This is a genomic window from Desulfitobacterium nosdiversum, from assembly GCF_049860565.1.
GTDB classification, from domain to species: Bacteria; Bacillota; Desulfitobacteriia; order Desulfitobacteriales; family Desulfitobacteriaceae; genus Desulfitobacterium_A; species Desulfitobacterium_A nosdiversum.
Map to the genome: position 1 here is coordinate 3,109,619 of NZ_CP172056.1, position 22,703 is coordinate 3,132,321.

General features: G+C 40.0%; 23 protein-coding genes and 1 tRNA gene. 5 read left to right on the forward strand and 19 right to left on the reverse strand.

The genetic code is table 11. The features are described 5' to 3' along the window. The first annotated feature begins 117 nt into the window (after window positions 1-117). A complete protein-coding gene (locus ACHOLT_RS14965; protein WP_425802206.1) occupies window positions 118-792 on the forward strand; it encodes a Crp/Fnr family transcriptional regulator in 675 nt (224 codons plus the stop codon). A gap of 4 nt (window positions 793-796) precedes the next feature. On the opposite strand, the gene ACHOLT_RS14970 is transcribed toward ACHOLT_RS14965, so the two are convergent. Then, window positions 797-1,684 carry a hypothetical protein gene (locus ACHOLT_RS14970; RefSeq protein ID WP_425802209.1) on the reverse strand — a complete coding sequence of 296 codons (888 nt, stop codon included), beginning with the start codon at window positions 1,682-1,684 and terminating at the stop codon, window positions 797-799. 154 nt (window positions 1,685-1,838) lie between these two features. Between ACHOLT_RS14970 and ACHOLT_RS14975 the strand changes: the two genes are divergently transcribed. Next, entirely contained in the window at window positions 1,839-4,091 is a 2,253-nt protein-coding gene (locus ACHOLT_RS14975) for a DEAD/DEAH box helicase (protein WP_425802211.1), read from the forward strand. Window positions 4,092-4,166: 75 nt separating this feature from the next. Here the strand turns inward: ACHOLT_RS14975 and rd are convergent, their stop codons facing one another. From rd to ACHOLT_RS15010, 7 genes are all read right to left on the reverse strand, one after another. After that, on the reverse strand, window positions 4,167-4,331 hold the full coding sequence (gene rd, locus ACHOLT_RS14980; RefSeq protein WP_425802214.1) for a rubredoxin: 165 nt from the start codon (window positions 4,329-4,331) through the stop codon (window positions 4,167-4,169). A gap of 25 nt (window positions 4,332-4,356) precedes the next feature. Then, window positions 4,357-4,734 (reverse strand): RidA family protein, encoded by a 378-nt coding sequence (locus tag ACHOLT_RS14985; RefSeq protein WP_425802216.1) that lies wholly within the window; start codon window positions 4,732-4,734, stop codon window positions 4,357-4,359. 20 nt (window positions 4,735-4,754) lie between these two features. Beyond that, window positions 4,755-5,198 carry a hypothetical protein gene (locus ACHOLT_RS14990; RefSeq protein WP_425802218.1) on the reverse strand — a complete coding sequence of 148 codons (444 nt, stop codon included), beginning with the start codon at window positions 5,196-5,198 and terminating at the stop codon, window positions 4,755-4,757. An 18-nt stretch (window positions 5,199-5,216) separates the two neighbouring features. Further along, window positions 5,217-5,912, reverse strand: a complete 696-nt coding sequence (locus ACHOLT_RS14995; protein ID WP_425802220.1) for an HAD family hydrolase — start codon at window positions 5,910-5,912, stop codon at window positions 5,217-5,219. A gap of 619 nt (window positions 5,913-6,531) precedes the next feature. After that, complete coding sequence (ldhH, locus tag ACHOLT_RS15000; RefSeq protein ID WP_425802222.1) at window positions 6,532-8,679, reverse strand: L-lactate dehydrogenase (quinone) large subunit LdhH; 2,148 nt, start codon at window positions 8,677-8,679, stop codon at window positions 6,532-6,534. A 1-nt stretch (window position 8,680) separates the two neighbouring features. Then, window positions 8,681-9,247: a LutC/YkgG family protein gene (locus ACHOLT_RS15005; RefSeq protein WP_425808091.1), complete on the reverse strand. Its 567-nt coding sequence runs from the start codon at window positions 9,245-9,247 to the stop codon at window positions 8,681-8,683. 358 nt (window positions 9,248-9,605) lie between these two features. Further along, window positions 9,606-9,681, reverse strand: a tRNA-Ala gene (locus ACHOLT_RS15010). Between the two features lie 94 nt (window positions 9,682-9,775). On the opposite strand from ACHOLT_RS15010, the gene ACHOLT_RS15015 reads away from it, so the two are divergent. Together ACHOLT_RS15015 and ACHOLT_RS15020 are read left to right on the forward strand one after the other, a co-directional pair. Then, window positions 9,776-10,555, forward strand: a complete 780-nt coding sequence (locus ACHOLT_RS15015; RefSeq protein ID WP_425802224.1) for a tetratricopeptide repeat protein — start codon at window positions 9,776-9,778, stop codon at window positions 10,553-10,555. Window positions 10,556-10,706: 151 nt separating this feature from the next. Further along, window positions 10,707-10,928, forward strand: a complete 222-nt coding sequence (locus ACHOLT_RS15020) for a hypothetical protein (RefSeq protein WP_425802226.1) — start codon at window positions 10,707-10,709, stop codon at window positions 10,926-10,928. Window positions 10,929-11,004: 76 nt separating this feature from the next. Here ACHOLT_RS15020 and ACHOLT_RS15025 read toward each other — a convergent pair whose 3' ends face one another. Further along, entirely contained in the window at window positions 11,005-11,463 is a 459-nt protein-coding gene (locus ACHOLT_RS15025; protein WP_425802228.1) for an N-acetyltransferase, read from the reverse strand. A gap of 462 nt (window positions 11,464-11,925) precedes the next feature. Here ACHOLT_RS15025 and ACHOLT_RS15030 point away from each other — a divergent pair, with 462 nt between their 5' ends. After that, entirely contained in the window at window positions 11,926-12,987 is a 1,062-nt protein-coding gene (locus tag ACHOLT_RS15030) for a two-component system sensor histidine kinase NtrB (RefSeq protein WP_425802231.1), read from the forward strand. Here the strand turns inward: ACHOLT_RS15030 and ACHOLT_RS15035 are convergent. The 10 genes from ACHOLT_RS15035 to ACHOLT_RS15080 all read right to left on the reverse strand — a co-directional run bounded on the left by ACHOLT_RS15035 (window position 12,965) and on the right by ACHOLT_RS15080 (window position 22,537). Next, entirely contained in the window at window positions 12,965-14,203 is a 1,239-nt protein-coding gene (locus ACHOLT_RS15035) for a hypothetical protein (protein WP_425802234.1), read from the reverse strand. The genes ACHOLT_RS15030 and ACHOLT_RS15035 overlap by 23 nt on opposite strands. A gap of 150 nt (window positions 14,204-14,353) precedes the next feature. Beyond that, a complete protein-coding gene (locus ACHOLT_RS15040) occupies window positions 14,354-15,829 on the reverse strand; it encodes a hypothetical protein (RefSeq protein ID WP_425802236.1) in 1,476 nt (491 codons plus the stop codon). A 16-nt stretch (window positions 15,830-15,845) separates the two neighbouring features. Further along, window positions 15,846-16,277, reverse strand: a complete 432-nt coding sequence (locus tag ACHOLT_RS15045) for a hypothetical protein (protein ID WP_425802239.1) — start codon at window positions 16,275-16,277, stop codon at window positions 15,846-15,848. A 12-nt stretch (window positions 16,278-16,289) separates the two neighbouring features. After that, on the reverse strand, window positions 16,290-16,916 hold the full coding sequence (locus tag ACHOLT_RS15050) for a cytochrome b N-terminal domain-containing protein (RefSeq protein WP_425802242.1): 627 nt from the start codon (window positions 16,914-16,916) through the stop codon (window positions 16,290-16,292). Between the two features lie 33 nt (window positions 16,917-16,949). Continuing rightward, window positions 16,950-17,381 carry a ubiquinol-cytochrome c reductase iron-sulfur subunit gene (locus ACHOLT_RS15055; RefSeq protein WP_425802245.1) on the reverse strand — a complete coding sequence of 144 codons (432 nt, stop codon included), beginning with the start codon at window positions 17,379-17,381 and terminating at the stop codon, window positions 16,950-16,952. 127 nt (window positions 17,382-17,508) lie between these two features. Continuing rightward, window positions 17,509-18,426, reverse strand: coding sequence for an NrfD/PsrC family molybdoenzyme membrane anchor subunit (gene nrfD / locus ACHOLT_RS15060; RefSeq protein ID WP_425802248.1), 918 nt, complete (start codon window positions 18,424-18,426; stop codon window positions 17,509-17,511). Between the two features lies 1 nt (window position 18,427). Continuing rightward, a complete protein-coding gene (locus ACHOLT_RS15065) occupies window positions 18,428-18,991 on the reverse strand; it encodes a 4Fe-4S dicluster domain-containing protein (RefSeq protein WP_425808093.1) in 564 nt (187 codons plus the stop codon). Beyond that, the gene (locus ACHOLT_RS15070) at window positions 18,984-19,565 is read right to left on the reverse strand and encodes a TorD/DmsD family molecular chaperone (RefSeq protein ID WP_425802251.1); all 582 of its coding nucleotides are present in this window, start codon (window positions 19,563-19,565) and stop codon (window positions 18,984-18,986) included. The genes ACHOLT_RS15065 and ACHOLT_RS15070 overlap by 8 nt, the downstream gene beginning before the upstream one ends. Before the next feature lie 58 nt (window positions 19,566-19,623). Then, a complete protein-coding gene (phsA, locus tag ACHOLT_RS15075) occupies window positions 19,624-21,870 on the reverse strand; it encodes a thiosulfate reductase PhsA (protein ID WP_425802254.1) in 2,247 nt (748 codons plus the stop codon). 58 nt (window positions 21,871-21,928) lie between these two features. Then, complete coding sequence (locus tag ACHOLT_RS15080) at window positions 21,929-22,537, reverse strand: rhodanese-like domain-containing protein (RefSeq protein WP_425802257.1); 609 nt, start codon at window positions 22,535-22,537, stop codon at window positions 21,929-21,931. Between the last annotated feature and the right edge of the window lie 166 nt (window positions 22,538-22,703).

The following is a 22,703-nucleotide window of genomic DNA, read 5'->3' on the forward strand; positions in this document are numbered from 1 at the left end:
AATCTCTATTGGGACGATATCTATTCCTGGCACAGAGCTCATCCTCACATAATGTATTTCCCTTCGTAATATATGATCTCTAGTTGTGTTCTGCTTTTCAAATCGGAGGTTTTGCAATTGATTACCCCTCAAAAATTAAAGTGTTTCTCTCTTTTCTCAACATTGAGTGAAAAAGATCTTGAACCCCTTCTTCCTTATTTAATCGTCAGACATTATCGAAAAGGGCAAATCCTTTTCGTTGAAGGAGAAATCGGCTCACTCGTTTACTTTGTTCTTTCGGGCCAAATTAAGCTTAGCAAAACTTTACCTGACGGAAATGAGCAAATTCTTGACTGGTGCGGTCCTAATGACAGCTTAGCAGAAATTTTATTAATTGAGCCTGGTCCTTACCCTGCTACAGCTGAAGTAATTCAAGAAAGTCAATTGCTTATTCTCCCAAATGAAAAGATTCCTGACCTTTTAGTCAGGAATCCCCAAATTGCGGTTGCCCTCATCCGTACTTTAAGTAAACGATTGCGCTTAAATCAGGAATTTATACGTATTTTAACCAGCCGTTCTACCGCAGGCATTCTTGCGGCTTTACTTCTTCGCTTAGCTCAGCCTGCGGCTCATTCCAGTGAACCTATTTTTGTTGATGGAACACTTACCCATAAAGATTTGGCAAGTATGATTGGAACATCACGTGAATTAGTCAACCGATCAATTAACAGTTGGAAGAGGCAAGGCATTATAAGACTTCAGGACAGCCGTCTTGAAATTCTTAAACCGCTAGAACTCGCTGATTGGCCTTAAGCTTTTAGTTATAAAATTTATAATTACCTTGTAACCCTTTAGTAAATGGGTACTCTGAAAATGGTTCTGACTCCAGTGATTTGACAATTTCCCACGCTTTCTCCCAAGTTAATGTTGCACGGCGCCGCCAGAAAATCATGGCGGCGCGCACTTTCTCTATGCTGTTATGCTCCGAAAAGTCCTGCAGCAGCGTTATTCCCCCCCATGATTTTATCCACTCTTTATAACAATGGGCATGTTCTTCTGATTGATTTTCGATTTGCTTGAGCGTAAAAAAGCAAGCCAATCTTGCTAAAACCTGTTCCTCATTCCTCTGCTGACAGAATTGACCATCTAAATCCATACCGGCAATAAGCAGTAATAATACAAAAAAGTGTAAACGGACAACATGTCGCAAATGATCGGGATTGAGGTGTAAAAGTTCTGCCAAACGACCCAATGGACGTAAATAAAGCTTTATTGCCGGCTCATCGTAATTAACTTGAGCAAAAGCGCTTATTGGGATGGGAAACAGATCATGCAGCCCGGTTTCTGCAAGTTTAATTAAAAGCTCCTTCTCAATTTGCAATATTCGACGATCTTGCATCTGAAGTTGTTCTGAAGTATCCTTTAAAAACTTTTCTGCATCTTTTGGTTGCTCAGGAAGCTGCTCGACCCAATCTTTCAGCCGGGATCTACGGGGTAAAAGAAGCTCGAGAAGATTAGCCGTTTCCTGGTGCAAGGACTGAAATCCATGTTTGACCTCTTCCGGGTTTTGATATAATCCTTTCATCAATAATTCAGCACTTCTTGGACTCTCCATAGATTCCTCAAACCGAATTACAGCATCCCCATTTTTAATCGGAAACTTAAGGCCGATAGCTTGTTCAACTTCAAGGCGCAAGGAGCACACCTGAATTCCCCCCTTTAGCCATATTTCTTGATTAAATCATATGGTATTATTTTAAGGTTTATACCATTCATTTGCTTCTTTATGTCGAGTTTGTTAAAATAAACCAAACAATAAGCTATAATCACTTAATTCCAGTAAGAAACGAGTGATCTAAATGACTAAAAGGACTTATCACGGCTTAACTTTAGATCGTTTTCAAGAAGAAGCTTTAGATGCAATTGATGAAGGTCATTCTGTTGTTGTTGCAGCCCCAACAGGAACTGGGAAAACGTTAGTTGCTGATTATCTTGTGGATAAGGCAATTGAAGCTCATCAGCAGGTAATTTATACTGCACCGATTAAGGCTTTGAGCAACCAGAAATTTAAAGACTATAAAGAATTGTTTGGGTCAGAAAAAGTTGGAATCATGACAGGTGATGTTGTCATGAATCCTGATGCTCCCTTGCTGATTATGACTACAGAAATTTTCCGCAATCAAGTTATTACTGAAGATCCTGCTCTGCAACGTGTAACCCATATTATTTTTGACGAAATACATTGGCTAAACGATGAAGAACGCGGCACCGTCTGGGAGGAATCAATTATCCTCGCCCCTGCCCACATGAAAATCCTCGGTCTCAGTGCTACTATTGCGAATGCCCGACAACTTGTCCGCTGGATCGAGTCCATTCGTGAAGAAAAGGTTTCGCTTATTGAAGAACACCGGCGTATCGTCCCTTTAGAATATTATTACTATACCAAAGATACGGGGCTTGTTACATATGATCAATTATGGCGCTACTATCGACAACAGATTAAATCTCATCATAATTCGGACGGTCCTCTGTTTTCTCCTACAACTCATCTGGACTTAATCCGGACCATTCATCGCAAATATCTGCCAACGCTTTATTTTGTCTTCAGTCGTAAACAATGTGCGGATAAAGCCAGAGAACTTGCAGGAATTGCAAACTACCTTAACCACAATGAGGCTATTCAAGTAGAAAATGCATTCCTGCAGCAATTTGGTCCTGAAGAAGAATGGTCAGCCTCGACTCACCAGCTTAAACGGTTATGTACAAAAGGGATTGCCTTTCACCATGCGGGGCTATTACCCATGCAGAAAGCTATTGTTGAAGAATTGTTTTTACGGCGGCTTATTCATGTTCTTTACTGTACAGAAACATTTAGTGTCGGAATTAATTACCCTGTGAAAGCCGTCTGTTTTGATTCCCTCAATAAATTCGATGGTCGAAACTTTCGGCCTCTGGCTAATCATGAGTTCTTCCAAATGTCTGGTCGAGCCGGCCGCCGTGGACTTGATGAAAAAGGCTACTCATTTGCTTTAATTGATTTAAACTATATGGAAAAAAGTCCGCCGCCGCGTTTTAATATTAAACGATTAGAGCCCTTGACAAGTCAATTTAAGCTATCTTACAATACTACCCTCAATCTTCAAGCTACTCTGAGCCCTGAACAAATTGAGCTCTACTTCCAGAAAAGCTTTGCTGCCTTTAGTTATATCCAAGCAAATGAAGATCTGACCTCTGAGCTTAAACTCATTAACGAAAAACTTGCGGACATAAATCAAATCGTATGTGAGCATGCAGGGGCTTTTACTTGCCCTCTAAAATACCATCCGAAGAAAAAAGAACTTGATCGTTTAAGCCGGGCTTATACTACGCTTGGACCTCGCCGGCAAAATCGGGCTTACGGGCGTGAAATGGCACGAAAAATAAAAACTTGGAAAAAGCTTCTGAATGTCAACCCTCAAAAATGTCAAAATTCTAAACTAACGGTCTGTGAACAGGAAACAAAGAACATGGCTAAGCTGCAGCAACATGCGGCAGAAATTAAGAAAGAACTCATTAGTCTCCCTGACCAAAACTCTTTCCTTGCTGATTTTCATTTTAAACTTAACCATCTTCGTCAGATGGGTTATCTTCGCGGAGAAGAGCTTCTTCCGAGAGGCGAATGTGCACGCCATATCTATGTTCAAGAGCTTCTCGTTACTGAATTGATTTATTCAAACATTTTCGATTCTCTTGATGACGATCAGCTAAATGCCCTTTTATCTTCCATTGACTTTGAATCAAGAAAGAATGATTATTTTCAGAGACTTCAGGTTTTAGATTGGTTACCAGTACAAGAATTGGAACATTATATTCAATCGGTCTGCGGCCCTGATGCTGTGCGCTATGATCCTCGCGTCTCAGTTATAACTTATTTTTGGAGTAAGGGACTCCCCTTTGCTGAGATTCAAAGACTTTGTAATCTCGATGAAGGAGACATAATTTCGGTCTTTCGGCGGACAATCGATTTATTGCGTCAAATGCGAGATGCCGTTAAAGAACCTGGACTTAACCAAAGATTAAAAATATGTATGGATAAATTGGACCGCGACGAGGCTGCAATTCTTGAGTTATAACAAACAGAGCAAACTAAAGGAGAAGGCATGTATACTTCGTATACACCTTCTCCTTTTCTAAATGCCTTATAATAATTACTCCGCAGCTATTTCGAATGAATCTTTCCCGACACCACATTCAGGGCATACCCAATCCTCTGGAATATCTTCAAATGGGATCCCCGGTGCAATTCCTGAGTCTGGGTCACCGACTGCAGGATCATAGACATAACCACATATTGTGCATACATATTTTTTCATTACAAAACTCCTTTAACCTTTATTTTTACCCCTTAAGGGCAATCATTTCGATTTCAATTTTTACATCTTTAGGCAGGCGTGAAACTTGAACTGCTGATCGAGCCGGTGGCACCGCTTTAAAGAACTCAGCGTAAATATTATTCATCACGGCAAAATCATTCATATCGGCAAGAAAAACAGTAGTTTTTACAACGTTATCAAGCGAAGAACCCGCTGCCAAAAGCACTTGCTCTGAGTTTTTTAAGACTTGGCGAACTTGATCCTCTATATTCGGACCTGCAATATTCCCCGCTGGAGTCAGCGGAATTTGTCCGGAAGTAAATACTAAATTTCCAATTTCAATTCCTTGAGAATAAGGTCCTATTGCTGCGGGAGCATTTGTTGTTTTAACTTGTTTTTTCATTATAATCTACTCCTAACTTTCTACAAGTTATCTCCATAAAAAGAAATTCCATACTGTTTCCATACATAGGCTTTGAATTGATCTGCACACTGGCAAGGATATTGATGGTCGCAAAAACCTACGTCTAACTTTCCTAGAAAATGATGATGAAGAATATGGACATTTACATAAAGATGATTTGAATACTCCCTCAATCTAAAATAATGACGAAGTACTCCTATAAACAGCAAAAAAGAAATAATGTCAATCCCCCAATGGATTTGAGGATACATCCATAATGTTAGGCTGGTTAATCCCAAAATCAAGGTCACAATTAGCCACTCAAGCTCGCGCTTTTGAATAACCCGCCATTCCTCATAGCGGATGAGAAATTCTGTAAATAATCGGCTTATATGCGGGGATATAATCGGAACAGTTATTGTCTTTGTTTTTTTTACACATAGAGGCTGGATTATGACTCCCAAGAAAAAGCCTCCTTAACCTTAAAAATTACCTTGAAGGATTAACTCATTAAGTTCTTGTAAGGTACCTTGATAATCGGTTAGATTTTCTTCTACATGTGTCCCTACATAAAAAGTTTTCATTCCGATTTTTCGCGCCGCCAAATCCTCAGTCGGATGATTTCCAACCATCATACATTCTTCTGGATTTAAACCGATTTTCTCAGTCATTTCTTTATAAAAGCCAAGGTGAGGCTTACAAAAATGAAAGCTTTCCATTGAAGGAATTAATGAAAATTGTTCCGGAGACAAACCCGCCCATCTAATACGTTCTTCAATAGCAAGAATTGGCATAACCGGATTAGATGCAATCGCTACTGCATACCCTTGCTGAATAGCGTTATCAACTGATTTCCTGCCATCAACATTTTCTTTAACTAAACATTTTAATGCTGGAAAATCCGTTTTATAAAATTCTTCAAAAATAGGCCAGAGTGTATTATACGTCAGCGATGTTGCCTTCGTAAAATCATCAAAAAAAGTTTGCGAGTTAGTTTTTTCGGCTTTAGGCTCTTTGATCATGATCTCTGTAGAACGTAAAACGTTTTTCGCAAACTTCTCCGGTGAAATCAAATGACTGAACCGAGGGGCTAGAAGTCCAATATAATTGCGCATAAATTCCTCTTGATCCATGATCGTCAAAGTACCATCCAAGTCAAAGAGAATTGCTTTAATCATGTTTCCACCTAACCTTAATGTTATATACTATTATTTCTCGTTAACTTTTATAATTCCTGCTGAGTGTCCTTTATTTTCCTAGTTTACCCAATATATAATGGCTAAAATAAAGAAACTTGACTTCCGCCCAAAGGCACTGTCTTCGCACTTGTTAGCTTTGCGCAGGTGAAAGCCTTAGTTACACTTATACTATCTACCGATAAAAATTTTATACTTTCTGATAGTACAAAAAAGAAAACTGCCGCGTTATCGCTGACAGTTTATCTTAAATAGCAAGTTTTTAATAGTTAGTGCTGCAGTCACACCTATTAAGCCGGGCAAATTCGAATAATTCGTCTTTCACGAAACATGTATGTTACATGTTACAAGATGAGTTTTGATTCCTTCCCAAAAAGAATAGCTGAGATTTTTATCCATCTCTCGTATCTGGTGCCACACTATGCTTTTAAAGCTAACTATGCGATCTGCCTTCCTCTAATGAAGCAACTAATACTTATACACGTACTCGTACGCATCGTAGGCAACGCATTGCCAAATAAAAATGTATGAGTTGCTTAGTAATGTTGATATTCTTCCTAAGACCCAGAAACTCCTCGGAAGAAATTTAGCTATTTTACGCTTATTTTGTCCACTTTTCAAGAATCAGTTCAGCAGTGTGTTTGACCTTGACCGTAGAATCCGCTTGGTCCAATCCACCCGTAATTTGCATGAGACAACCTGGGCAATCTACAGCGACCACATCAGCGCCTGATTCCTTAACGTTTTTAACTTTTCTTGCCAGAATCGGACCAGACATTTCAGGGAATTTAATTGAGTATGAACCCGCAAAACCGCAGCACCGATCGGATTCATTCATTTCAACAAAATCAATTCCTTTGATGTTTTTCAAAATTTCCCGGGGTTCTTGATACACGCCCATTCTCCGTTTTAAGTGACAGGAATCATGATACGTTACCCTCAACTTTTTGCCATCTCCGCCTGGCTCTAATCCTCCTAAATCTGAAAGCAGTTTAGAGAAATCTACAGATTTGCGGCTTAATTCCGCAGCACGTTCAGCCATCACGGGATCATCCTGAAGCAGCTCTTGGTAACTCTCTTTTAAAGCATGAGTGCAGGTTGGACACGCTGAAACCACATAATCAACATTTTCCGCATTCATTGCCTCAATATTCATGATTGCAGATTTACGGGCATTTTGACGATCTCCCATGTATGTTGCAGGAGCACCGCAACAAGATTGGCCCTCAGGGAAAATAACTTTGTAGCCTTTTACATTCAATCCCTTAATAACGCCTTCTCCAATTTTCGGATACACAAAATCAACAAGACAACCACCAAAGAAAGCAATTGTTCCTTTTTGATTCTTAACATCTTGTTTTATAGTTTTGAAAATATCCCGGAAAGGCACATCTGCTATTGCCGGTAAACTCCGTTGTTCAGTTAGACCAGAAAGGAACATGGGAAGGTGGCGAATAACAGGCTGTCCCTTGGTGAACGGTTTCTGTGCCTTTGAAGCTATTTTTAACAGCGAATGGAAGAGACGTCGGTTAGATACTACGTCTAAGGCGAACTTCTGAACAAATGGCAATCCTTTCTTCTCTCCTAAGCGATTACGGATTTCCAAGATCATGTCTGGAATATCTAATTTACCTGCACAAACTTCTGTACATTTTCCGCATTGGAGACAAAGATTTTGCGGATTAGCGGCATCGTCTTCAGAATTGAGGAAGTTTGTTAAAATTGTACCGATTCCGCCGGTATAGATATGACCGTAAACATGTCCGCCGACTAATTGGAAAGCCGGACATACATTCAAGCATGCAGCACAGCGAATACATTGGAATGTCTTTTTAAACTTTGGATCTTCATACATTTTACGCCGGCCATTATCCATCAGTACAATATGGAATTCTTTTCCGTCGATTGTACCATCTGGATAATAGGCTGGTGTTTGTCCCGTAATCATTGTGACATAACTTGTAATCTGCTGACATGTCCCATTGCGAGGCAGAGTTTGAAGAATGGCACTCGCATCTTCAAAATTATTAACAAACTTTTCAATACCGACAAGGAAAACATGGGTTTTAGGCCAAAGAGAAGTTAGACGGGCATTTCCTTCATTCGTGACCACCATTAAAGTCCCTGTCTCAGCAACAGCAATATTCGCCCCTGAAATCCCCATGTCTGCTTCCATGAATTTTTTACGTAGTTCAGCACGAGCAGTCTTTACTAATTTAGCAATAACCGGATCATTCTGATAATGAAGATTATCCGTAAAGACATCAGCAACTTCTTCCTTGGTCATATGGATCGCAGGCATAACCATATGCGAAGGACGCTGTCCAGCCATTTGAATAATCCATTCACCAAGGTCTGTTTCTTGAACATCCATACCCGCATCAATTAATGTTTGATTAAGATGAATTTCTTCCGATGCCATGGATTTTGATTTAACAATATTTTTAACATTTTGCTTCTTAGCTAATTCGAGAATATACTGTCTGGCTTCTTCCCCAGTTTTTGCCCTAAAAACCTTTGCGCCTCGAGCTGTAGCCGCTTTCTCAAACTTGTCGATCATCTCATCTAGATGAGATGCCGCGTAAGATTTTACCTCAACAACTTTATCACGTAATGCTTCAAAATCGTATCCTTCATACGCTTTTACACGGGATTGGCCATACGTATCGCCAAAACGACCCAATGCCCCTCTTAGGACAGGGTTATCTAGTGCATTTTCAATTTTCTGTTTAAATTGTGCATCTGCCATTTTATTTCCCCTCCTCTACAGAATCGTCAACAAAGATGGCAATCAATTCGCCAGGTCCATGTACTCCAATCGTTAAAACACGTTCAATATCCGAAGTTCGGCTTGGACCGGTTATAAATCCCACAAAGCCGGGAATCTGTGGTTCTTTATGAATGACGCTCAATGCTTCAGGTAAATTGGTTAGTAAAGCAGAGCTTTTTACGAGTGCCAAATGAATGGGCGTAAATGAGGAGCATAACCGTTCATTGGGATCAACAGCATATTGAACTAATGTACCGAGCTCGGCAATCGCCCATTTCATTTCTGTAATTCCTGCCTCAGCCGTAGCGGTAACTTTCGGATAATTATCCATATGAAGACTTATTCCTTTTGCAGGAAGGGCATGTGCTAAATCACATTCTTTGGCTAAAGGTGAATCCACCATTGCGACACTATGAATCCCCTTCTTTAGGAGAAGTTGACAAATCAATTCTTGTGCCCCTGCAGCGGTGTTGGCACGATAACATTCACCTGAAACGGCTTCAAGCTTGCTTTTGAAGCGATCATATAAAACATTAACCTCGTTCATTCCACTCACTCCACTCACTCCTTATGTTATTTACCTTTATATTGATGATCTCGACCACTAGAATTATTTTTTTTCGTATCATAAAAAGCATACTATATTATGATCGTGTGGTCTGACCACCATGCCATACATAATTTTATGACAGATTATTTGAAATTACAATCCTTTTCTCAAAATTTGAGTAAATGTTAACTTAATAATCAAAGAAATAAAAATACTTCCCTTTCTGACAAAAGGGAAGTATTTAGGTAATGGCCTATTGACATTAATCATTATAAAAATCAGTTATATAGTAAAAATTAAAGGGTTTTAGCGAAAAAGAACATATCGCTAAAACCCATGTCATATAATTCTAAAGTGGTGGAGGTAAGCGGGATCGAACCGCTGGCCTCTAGAGTGCGATTCTAGCGCTCTCCCAGCTGAGCTATACCCCCAATGAAATTTAGTATAAATGAATATAGTCAAATATGCAATAGTTTAGACATAGGCATAGTTTAGACATAAGTGTAATACAACGGAGGAAACTGAATGAAGCAAATCGAATTCGATCAAGAAATTTTGTATGTTTATAAACTCTATTTCTTTTTTCTTTTATGCAGTCTTTCATTTATTATTGGAGCAATTATATTTTGGCGTTTCGGCTTTATCGCATCATTTATCGCTTTTCTTAGCTGTTCTTTACTTTCCTATATAGCAATGATCAGAAAGAAAAATTTCCTTCCCCCCGAAAAAAAATTAACGATCCAACGCATGGTTCGTGAAATTACGCAAGATACAAGTCCTTTAGCTATATCACGCTTTGCAAGTCAACTCTACTTTTATTTACATGAAACCAAACAAGCTATTTCTCTTCTTGAAAAATATTTACCGACTCAAGACCCCTTGCTCTGTGCTACACTTGCCGACATCCTCCTTCGCGAAGGACGCACGCGTCAGGCCTTATTCGTTTTGCGTGAAAATCCATATACAATATCTGATCCATTGCTGCTTGCCACTCAAGGACATGTATTACAACAAACAGGTAAATATCAGGAAGCTGTAAAAATTTATGAGCGAAGTCTTCGGTTATCTCAAAAAACAGGTTTCCCCCATAATGGGGCCCCATGGTTTACTCAGATTCTGTTATCTTTAAGTTATAAGGCAAGTTTACATCATTCCCTGGCTGAATGTTATTTTATACTAGAAGATTATCAACAGGCTAAAAAGCATATTCGATACGGAAATATGAGATTATTCGATATCTCTCTCTGGAAGAAATCGGGTCAAATTCCCAGCGATCCCGCAAGAAATTACACAAAATTACATTAGTTCTTCATTCTTTTCTTGTTTTTTCATGCGATCGTTGTCCTATTCCAACATATTTCATCGTTGTGATTGAATATAATAAAGATAAGTTAATTATGAGCTACAAAATATGCTTAATATTTTAAAATAAACAAAAATAAGAGGAGGAATGCTAATGATGTCATCTCATGATGAGGTATTAAGATTTATTCGCGAATTTGAAGATTCTTCTCGAGAGTACCTCTTATCTCATGGTACGAGTGAACATGACCTGGGTAACGCCTACTTAGAACTACAGTGGCAATTTTTGCAAACGATCTTAAATAAACGTCCTGCATCACGCAGAAAACATTCAGCACAAAGCCTAAGACTAAAATCTCGTGCTACAATTGCTTAGTTTTTGAAAATATTTAATTGTTTTTTTACAATTTAGAGCCAATCTTGATGACTAAAAGTTAAATAGTAAAGCCGATCTACTGATCTAGATTAAGTATCATGGCATTTTCATCGCAATTCGGAAATTTAACACAATAAATACATTCCTGCCAAACCTTTTGCGGCAAATCCTCTTTATTCACGAGTTTAAAACCACACCGTGTAAAGAATCCCGCTTGGTATGTTAAGGTAAAAATATTAGGAACCCCTAACTCGTTGGCCTCTTCAAGCAAGGTATTTACAAGCATTCTTCCTAAGCCTTGACTCTGGTACTCTTTATCAATCGCTAATGCCCGTATTTCTGCCAAATCATCCCAAAGAATATGGAGTGCACCAACGCCAAGGATCTCCCCTTCTCGCTCATAAACCATAAATTCCCGAATATGTTCACAAAGCATATGCCTTGATCGAGCAAGCATTAAACCCTCTTCAGCAAATCCATTGATCAGCCGCTGGAGATGTTCGACATCTGTAAGTTTAGCCTTCCTAATTCCCACAATTCATCACTCCTCTATTTGTGTATAATTATACATTAGTAAATCCATTTAGACTATCTTGGGTTTTTGTTTTATGAAAAATTTGTCATTATTTTGGGATTTATTTTTTTTATATAAATAGCTTACTCTCTAATTTCACAGTATTTTTAATTCCTTATCAAGTTTTATTGATCGCTATTTTTTTACAAATTTTTTTAGCTTATTATGTTAAGATATACAATGTCTTGGAGGTATTGGAAGGGGTCATAATACATGCGGTCTGGAATGGGGCATATCTTAAAAAGCCTAAGATTTCAACTAATAGTTATATTTTTATGTTTAGTCTTTATTATTCGTGGTCATTTCATCGAAGTATTTCCTTTATTCCCCAGTATTCTACTTCTGCTTTTTACTTATCTACTTTTTACAACACTTTATCAAGAAAAATGTTTATATCAAGGGCACGCACGAACATTACGGATTATGCTTGAACACGACTTACTGCTTATGCAAACAGTCGATCATTCTCAAGATTCCGTTCTTGTACTAGATCGCAACCATAAAATTATGTATATCAGTCCAATTGCTGAAAGACTGCTAAATATAAAAGAATCCGCTTTCCTTGGCAAGTCAGTGTTTACCATATTGGCTCTGCCTAAGTCAGAACTCGACCTTTGGGGACGCTATACGGGTGAATTACCTAATGTATGTATTGGTCAACAGAACAATTCTCAAAAGAATGAATTCATATATTTACGATATATAATTCGGCCGCTCCTAGACCATGGGCAAAAAACGGGACGAATAATTACTCTTTTTGATATTACACAAGAAAAAAAACGTGATGATGCTTATGTTCAAGCAGCTAAATACTCTGTTATCCGCCAGGTCGCCTCAGGCTTGGCCCATGAACTAAGAAATCCTTTAACAACAGTTAAAGGATTCATGCAGCTGATTGGGCCTGAGCAATTTCCAGAAAGGTTTCGCCCCTATCATCAACTTATCCTTGATGAAATTCAAACTACAGATAAACTTATACGCAACTTTTTACTCTTAACCAACCCTACAGCACCACAATTTAAAATCATAGAAGCAGAATCTTTAATTCAAAAAGTGATTCAAATCTTGAAGCCTACGCTGTCAATGCGCGAGGTAATAATCCAATTATCTGTAATTCACCCCATTTCCCCTATACTCGGTGATGAGGAACAGCTTTTACAAGCACTCCTTTCAATCATTCAAAATTCAGTTGAAAATTCACCCCTGCATGGGGAAATAAAAATAAACTTAACAGGGATTGAAAATGGTTTAGAACTTCGCATTCAAGATCAGGGTAACGGAATCCCATCAAATCTAAAAAGTAAAGTCTTTGATCCTTTTTTTACAACAAAGAAAGATGGATGCGGTTTAGGCTTAACCATTGCGCAAAGAATCATTCTTGCTCACCACGGTGAACTATCAATTCTGGATTCCCCTCAAATGGGAGGAACAACAATCCCTCTTCATTTTCCAGCACTTGTTTCTAATATTCATCAAAGTGCTTAAACACAGATGGGGTGATGCTTCGGCAGGATATTTGCTCAATCCCTTGAGCCTGCCAATTTTCTGGCAACGTCCAAATTTGAAAGGGCTCAGGATTTTTTAGCCAGGATTGAAATAACCGTAAATCTTCCTCCATACTCATTACTGTAAGCCAAATAATTCGGCCATCCCATGTAATATTTGCCGATTTTATTTTTGGTGAATCCAAGAGAGAACTATTTTTAAGTACACAACTTAAAAGTAAGGATTGGCTCGCTAAAGCTAATGGTTTTTCAAGGACGGGACAAACAATGCTAAGATGTCCGCCTCCCTGAAAATAGAACCATTGACTTAGTTCATGAATCCAATTCTCGCTTCGTTCCTTCGAAACCCAAGGCCATACCCAAGCATTTCCCCAGAGTGTTCTGATAATTCCTTCCCCTTGATGCAAATAAAGGGATAGTGTATCCTTTGGCTTTAGTTCAACCCTTTTTTCCTTCTCCTCCAGGTGATCAAGTATAGCCGTTATCGCCAGACAAAATTCAGGGTTTATAACCCCTGACGCATCAACCCAGCCCGACTTTTGCCATTGTCGGGCTAATTCGGCATCTTTCAGCCATTTCGTTTTAGTCGCAAGCTCGAATCGCTTTCCTTTGCGGCGAATCTCGGCAATTTCTAAGTTCCCCCAAAGAAAGGTAATATTGGGATGCTTGATATCTGCTCTGACCCGCCGTACATGCAGTTGGTCAAAATACGTTTTAACAGCGTCGAACTGGAGCTGAACTACTGGATTTAATTCCTGACGCCACTTATCCCAATTTAACCGTTCTTCACCTAAAGATTGCCGGCTTTTCTTCAGGCTCGAAGTTTCGGGAATGAGGTAGAGACTGGGATTTAATTTCTCACGCCAATATACTGCGCGAGCATTAAATATACCGCCAACTTTATTTAGAGCTTGCAGAAAAAAAGGTGAAAAATCTGGAGCGACAAAATAAATCACCGTTTTGGCTCCATTGCTCATACGGCGTCCCCAAAGCATCCCTGCAAGCAGAAAATCTTCCTCTTTTGGAATCTTTGAACTTGCGATAATTCCTACGCGTAATGAAATTTCTCCCCCTGAAAAGTAATCGTACTGGGCCGGTAAATGATAATCTTTTTTCTTATCACTGGGGCACTCCAGCCATTGATCAGCAATAAAAATATCAGGATGTGCCTTCCAAACTGCTTGCCATGTATCCACAATGATCCTCCCTTAGCCCTTTGTCATATTACATATTTACGCATCAATAACGTACAAAATGACACAAGCTTAGAGAAAAAGCGAAGGGATTTTGTTAACCCCCTCGCTTAATTATTTACTCCTACCGGTTTACAGCTGCTAGTTAAGAGATCAGTTTCGACTTCTGTATCCACCTGAAGTAGGTTTATTTTTCGACACATCATGGCATTGATGACAATTATCAGCGGATTGTTTATTGGGATCCTGCTGACAATCGCTTCCTATAACCTGCGGTATCAGAAACTTCTCTCCATTCGTTTTTCGGTAACTATACCATTGGCCATTTTCCTGACGAACATAGGGTAATTCTTCCCCTCTTAAGGTCTTCAGAATTGTATCCCCTATATTCAATGGAGGAAAATTGGAATTAATACGGGCTTCTGCCCAAGCGATATCCGATTTATCGGTGATTTTCCATCCTTGTGGCTTGCTTACTGTGCTTCCGTGACAATCTTGACATTGGAGCTTTAAGGCATTCCATTCGGAGGAATACATTTCTCCGTCGCCCATAGCTTCCTTTCGAGTGTGACAGTCTATGCAGTCTAAGTTGACTTCGCACTGGGTAAAAACTAATCCCGGAGAATACACATTTTGCCAACGTGACTCTAGACTCTCTCTATCAGGAGGTAGAGAGGCCTTAACACGGTTCAAATCAGAACGCGGCGTGAAATCCATGGTATAAAGTTTATACTCCCCCTGATTATGACACTGATTACACTGTGTATAAGGAATTTGAACCGTTAACTTATGAGATATTCCGTAACCGCTTTTTTGCTGGGAAATTGTTATATCCTGTCCCTCATAAGTATGGGTGCTATTACTAAGCACGTGACAGCTCTCGCACCCATTGGCTTGTGCTTGCTGCCCCTCAAGCCTGCCTTTTGCCTGATGACAGGCTGACAAACAATTCTGCTGAAATTTCGGTTCTTCTGGACGATGGTTAAATGGGGCCTGAACATTGGCGGCATTCTCTCCTGGTTTAAGCAGCACTTTAGGTGGAATATCTAAACCATACATATATCTGGTCATAGAAAGCTCTCCCCCTTTACCGGCCATTAAAGAGGTTGTCATTAAATCAACTTGATTATCGATCTCATGCCTATTTCCGCTATGACATTGTCCTGCTGCAGTACTTCCGCCTCCGCAGCTCAGCCGGGCAACATCCAATTGACCAGGGTGCCCTCCGCCATACATTCCCTCATGAGCTGTTTTTTCATCTAAGGACAGAGCGTTACCGCCGTGACAAATCGTGCAGCCTATATCACTCAGGTGAGATTTTGAAATCTCTTCAATCCCTAAATGGCATGTTTTACAACGTTCAATTTGACCATTTGATAAGTGAATTTCTTGAATGTTGGGCTTTTTTTGCTGCAAGTCTTCTATTTCCAGTTTAATTCTTCCAATCTGTTCCTCATCCTCAACCTTAGCCATATTGTTTTGTCGCATTGCAATCTGGGCTTGATAATACTTTATTTGCCAAGTCTGCCATGAAGATGAGCTAAATGATTTTATAGCCAGCATAAACATAGTAAAACAAAACACAATGGCCAAGCTCAAAAGAATAACTAAACGTTTTGAGTTCGACACGCTGAAAAATCCCCCCTTAGCCCATTAACCAATACATAAAAGTTAATCCTACCCAAACCGAACTTAGAACGAAGAAGATAATCCATGTCCACATTTCACCTGCTTTTGGAGCCCATCGAGGTAAGCTAAATAATATAATTGCTGATAAAACAGGAAAAGCCCACCCGCTGAGCCAAACCGGCCACCATTTTAAAAGCCATTGAATTGAACCGAATACCCAAGGGGCTTTTGAGATACTAACAGGGGCAGCTACCGGTGAGCTGTCTAGCGGGACTTTCACAAAAATAGTCAGCCCAAATAAAAAGCCCAGCCAAATAAATAGGCTTATCAGTTCTTTCGTTTGCAATTCACTTAATACGACTTTTTCGTTCTTATTTGGATTGATAACTTCTCCTTTAGGTTCTGGATCACTTATTTTTTCTTCTCTCAATATTAATCGCCAACTCATAAAGCGTCTCCTTTACAAAGGGCGAACTCCTCCATCTTTTCGAATCCGCCAAAAGTGGTACATTTGTAAAAAACCTGCTATTCCAGCGAGAATGAAGACATGCCAAACGAAAATATCCAAAGTACTTCCGTTTACCGGAGAAGATTGCCCAAAAAAGATAGCAGCCCAGCCTTTTCCCCCAGGTAACGCTTTCAGCAAAGTTTGGCCAACCGATGATGCTGCTCCACTCTCTTGCCCTCCTCTAAGCAGGTACCCAGAATAGTCAAGGATGACAGTTAAACCCAAAAGTATGACCCCTGTAATCCAATTAAACTCGCTTAAAGATCGGTATGCCTTCGACCATACCACCCGAATCATATGTAAAAATACACTAATCACCATCATCTGACCTGACCAAAAATGTAAGGAACGGATCAATCCCCCGTAAGGTAACGCTGAATCGATTTCGCTTAGTGAAGCAAAAGCTTTATCCCCTGGCTGATAATAAAACAAAAGTATAACTCCAGTAATCGTTAATACGATAAATGCTAGGAAGGAAAATCCCCCTAAGCAAAATGTCGCTCTTAACTGAAGGGCTCCTAACTTTATCCGGCGAGGGCGAATATGCTCTAAAAAAGAGCTGCCTGCCTGCTTTCCCATTATTCTGCCTCCTGCTTCTTTAGCCCGGCCAACTTATTCTGCCGGCTGAGTCAAAGTATAATAACCATCTTTCTCCTTTACGATTGCTCGAGCCAAAGAGGTAACTGCAGGTCCCTGTACAGGCTGACCCTCCCTGTTATAACGGCTTCCGTGGCAGGGACAAATCCATTGATCCTGTTGGAGATCAAAGCTTACCTCACATCCCAAATGAGTACAGCTCGCCCACATGGCTTCTACACCATCGTCTCCTTGGCGCAGCCAAAAACGAGTTTGCCCCAGCCTCTGCCACTTATTGTTTAGCAGCATTTCCTTGATCTCAATACGAGCCTCAGCTAGATGCTTTTCTTTACCGGTTAAAAAAAGCGAAACAGGATAAATGCTGCAAACTCCTATCATCATGAGAGCTTTTCTTCCTAGATGTAAAACTTGCCTTCGAGTATAGAGCAACCGATCATCTGGCAACATGGTCACCCCTTTTGAAAATATTTAATTAGCATATTTATCGTAATGCATTAGATATTAAAATTAAACGGGCCTATGCCCGTTTAATTTTAATAATATAAACTTTATGGCATCTTTGTATAAGCTCTTATCATTTAAACATTTGTCCAGTGTAAACGACAAAATATCGTAAACACAGTCCACCAATTACAACCATCGTACAAACCGGAGCCACAAAATTATGATGCTTAATAAGGCTGTACACAGATAAAATCAAGGGAATAATCAAACCAACCGCCACTACGCCAAGCCAGAATAGACTAGCCATACTTCCAGTAAAGAAAATCGGCTTAACAGATAGATAAAGGATTGAGAGTAACACAATTTCAAGGATGATTAGGGCAATATCCACTTTTTTATATGTTGTCACATCACAGCAATTTAAAGCCCCAATCAAAGTTGCCGCTAAGCCGGTGGAAACTGCTGACACTAAAAATAGAATAGGCAGGAAGGGGATAGACTCAATTCCAAGAAATGATGTATGCCAAAAGTTATTTGTTGTAATTGCGGATAATAAGAAACCGGTGTAAGTAGCAGTTCCAATAGAGAATAAAACACCCACTGCTGCAACAGGTTTACGAAGAGCTTGAATTCCTTGCGTACTCGAGGCTGCAGCTGCCTCAGAATTTGCTGAAGTAAGTTTAGCCCGGTTTTTCACACTCGCACTTGACCATATAAGATAGGCATAAGCAACAGACAAAGCTGAGAAAATGGAGATGATAAAAACTCCTATAGACATTACTGACCCGAAGTTTACATTCAAAAGAAGCTTCCAGAAAGTAAACGGCCGGCCAAGATCAACAACTAATAACAACAATCCGATAATAATTGTTGCCGGTGCAACATATGCTCCTGAGCGAATTATCGAATGAAACTTATTTTTACTGAAAAGATCGGTCAAGGAGGCCGTTAAGAAGGCTCCGCCAGCAATTCCTGCCAAAAATAGATAAATAGCAATCATACCGCCCCAAGCGACTTCATTTACACTTGCACCCCAGGTAACGTCCATTTTACTTCACCACCCCTTCGTAAATGTAGTAAACACTTGGGTGTGTACCATATTCGGGTTTTCGAACTTCCCCTTTATGTTTTGCCATAAACTGTGCAACATCGCTCGTTGAATCATTAAGGTCTCCAAACATTAAAGCGCCGCCGACACACGTTGATACGCATGCTGGTTTTTCACCCTTGGAAACTCTCGCTTCATAACAGAAGGTACACTTATCTGCTGCGCCTGTTTCTTTATTAATAAACCGTGCATCATAAGGGCAAGCAGTCATACAGTACTTACACCCCACACACTTATTGATATCGATTAAAACGACTCCATCTTCGTTATAGTGAGAAGCCTTTGTTGGACAAACACTTACACAAGGTGCTTTTTGACACATTTGACAGGCTTCTTTGATAAAATACATCGATACATTCGGGTAAGTTCCTTTTAACCCTTCGGCTGGTGTCTTGGTTCTAAACTGTCCCTCTGGTACATTGTTTTGAAACTTGCAAGCAACTGTACAAGCCTGACATCCAATACATTTTGCAAGATTAACAATCATTGTATATTTTTTAGCCAACACAATCACCCTCTTTCAGTAAATTAAGCTGTCTGCATCCAAGAATAGCTGCGACCGCTGCGTACACCGGACGTCCGGTATTTTTTATTCTGGGCAATATACGCTTTAAAAAAGGATTTAAATAATTTCTCTCAAAATCTTCTAAAGCTTTTTCTTTTCCATCGCGGGCAAGCAAAGCACAAAACTCTAATTCTACTGCTAAATGATCTGGAAGTTCTTCCTTTCCTTCTCCCATCCCAAATCCGCATGTTGTATAAACTTGTTTGACTTTTACAGCCTCTTGACCTAAAACCAACCCATCTTTCTCAAAATAAACTGAAGCATATGGAGGAGCTTCAACTGCACCTGTCTCAAATAGCGGAATATAATGCTCCCATAAAGTGTTAAGCCGCTGCTCCCCAGGCGGAATTTGATCGCAAAAAGCGTTTAACTTCTGAATTGATCTGTCTATTCCGGGAATTGCTTCAGCCCAAAGATCAATAAGCTCTTCTAAGTGATTTGCAACTTCCGGGTTAGGCCGATAAAAGACTGCTGCAAAAGATAAATAGAGTTCTGCGCTAATGCTTCTGTCCATGAATTCTCCTTCTTCTTCAAGTCTTCACTTCTAATGACTTTATATTTTTGAAAAAGTCTTACGCCTTCCGCACTGCAACAAATGTTGTTGATGTCACTGTATTCCCGACCACACCTATTTCATTAGGGATTAGGTAATTATCATTTATTCCTTTACCATAGGCTCTTTTAAGTTCAGGTGAAATCCGGCCAAATCCGTGATAGCAGAAAACAGTGTCTGGCCTGACACCTTCCGTCAGTTTTAATTTACCTTTTTGTTCGTACTTACCGGAGGAAACAACAATACTGTCTCCATCTTTTAAGCCAAGCTTTGTGCCGACTGCTGTATTCATCCATAATGAATTTTCAGGCATTAATTCATTCAGAACGGGAATATTTGCTGTTCCGGCATTCGTATGGACAGCTACCTTCCCTTGAACAAAACGGAATTTCCCCTCTTCCGGCTGTGGATACTGCACATACTTAGGCACACCTTGTTTTACTGCTTCTTCAACTTCTTCGGAGAAAATCTGAATTTTCTTACTTTTAGTCGCTAAAACAAAATCTAAAGATGCTTTAGGGTCATTAACCCGTAGGTAGAACGGTTTCATTCCTGGGGGAGTCCAAACTCCTTTTTCCTTCATTTGATCTAGGGTTAACCCAGCGGGAGATAGCTGCTGTGTAAGATAGTCTTCCATATCCTTGAACTCGAAATATTCTCCCAATCCCATCTTTTCAGCAAGTTCTTTATAAATCTGCCAGTAGGGTTTAGTTTCTGGATAAACAACAGATACCGCAGGTTGTCTTAAAACATATTTAGGCGTTAATCCAGACATATCAAATATAGGCTCATACCGTTCGAGGTAGGTACATTCCGGCAGTACAACATCCGAGTAGTAAGCGGTATCAGTCATATACAGGTCACAAGTAACGAGAAGATCAAGCTTTTTAAAGGCTTCAAGCGCCTTCGCACTCTCCGTAATAGATATATATGGATTGAAGCGATGAACAAGCCATGCCTTAATAGGGTAGGGCTTTTCTGTTAAAATACTTTCGAGAATTTGCCCGACGGCTCCATCATAAGCAGGAATAAGCTGTCCTGGGGTACCTTTAACCCCCGTCCCATCAATTCGTCCCTTGGCTGCCTTGGGGAAGTTCGGTTGTTTTACAGCCCCTAACCCTTTTGCGTATGAAGCTTGATCCGAAAAATTTTTAAGAAAAGCCGCACTCTTGTTCTGATAATATCCACCAGGTACTTCAAGATTGCCAATCATCATATTAACAATTAGAATTGCACGGCGCAGCTGATAATCATTCGGGGTATAAGCCGTGCGCCAACCAAAATCTAAGATTGCGTTAGGTTTAGCTGCGGCAAATTCTCGCGTGATTTGAATAATCTTATCCTTAGAAATCCCTGTTTCTTTTTCTGCCCATTCAGGCGTTTTATCTTTAACCTCATCCGCCCATTTATCAAATCCTTCTGCATATTGAGAAATAAAGTTTTGATCGTAGAGATTTTCTGTAATCAAAATATTAGCCATGGCCATAACAAACGCTAAATCTGAAGCACCCTTAATCGGGAGCCATTCTCCTTTTGAAGCCGTAACACTAAACCGTGGATCAAGGACTACAAGCTTCGCCCCATTACTAATAGCCTTGGCGACCGCTCTTGCCTGTGCTACTTGTATTCCCTCAAACCAGTTTCGTCCGATAGAAATTAGATACTTGGCATTGCCATAATCTGCTGCAAACGCCTCACCGCCAAAGGTTGTATCTAGCCCTACAGAACGGGTTAAAGGGCAAGTCGCTTCATGTGAAAAGAAATTAGGAGAACCTAATGCTTTTCCGATTGAACGAAAAAACCAGTCATGAGGTCCTTTACGACTTGCTGAAGCAATCGCTTCGCCGCCGTATTCATCCTTTATGTTATATAATTTATCGGCGATATACGTATAAGCTTCATCCCAGCTGACTTCTTTAAATTTTCCCTGGCCGCGTTCTCCAGTGCGGATCATCGGTTTTTTTATCCTCTGCGGATCATAAAGCAGTGATGGCCCTGCATTTCCTCGAGCGCAGATCACACCGCCAAAGGCTGAATCATTGGGATTCCCCTCAATCTTAATCACTTTCCCATCCTTAACTTTGACGGCAATCGGGCACTGATTTCTGCATATTTCACAGGAAGAAAAAACCGTTGTTTCGCTTCCCTTACCCTTATCCTCAGCTTTGAGATCGTTTAGATTACTAAAGGTTCCAAACCCACCCATGACAGCCACTGTACCGCCTGTTCCATAAAGCAAGCCCTTTATGAAATTTCTACGTTTCATACGTTTCCCTCCATTCTGGTAAAATCTTATGCCAATATAATTCTCATTAAGCAACTTTTTAGCAGCCGCCTTTTACTTCTTCAACTACAGGTTTTGATTCCGGTGTACTACTACCACTGCTGCCTGTGTTATTGTTAACACTTTCGCCGCTTCCTCCGCTGTTGCTCCCAGCTGAACTCACAATCCCGCTCCACTGCAGCATACCACCCGTTAAGATTTTTACTTTAGTTTTGTCATAACCGTTCTCTAACAAGAACTGATAAGCTGACTCTGAACGTGCGCCATTAAGATCAATAAGTACAATTTCTTTTTCCTTGCTAATCTGATCCAGGCTGTTCTTTAGATTGCCAAGAGGTCGATTGATCGCCATCTTAATATGCCCGGATGCAAATTCTCTGGGTTCCCGAATATCAATCAGCTGCCATCCCTTATTGGTATTTATGGCCGCTTCTAACTGATCGGGAGTAACTTTGGCCGTCGAAGGTGCAACCGCATTATTAGGGTCTGTTTTTGCATTTTCCTGGCTAAGATTAACTTTCGGTGAGTCTTGCCTTGCCGTTTGTTGGCTATTTCCGCAACCCGTTAGAAAAAGCATGCTAAAACTGAAAAGCAAAAGAAAAATAACCGGGAAACCTAGAGATTCAATAGACATTAACCTAGCTTTCAAAACTCTCGCCCTCCTCTTATTAAGTCATCTGGATATGTCACATGAGAGACATATCAGCTTATACTGTAAAAAACGTATCCCTTTCTCGTTTCGATGGCTTATCCAATAAGAACACAGATTTTTACAGTTGGGTTACGAATAATTTATTCTTCAAATGGCATGTTCT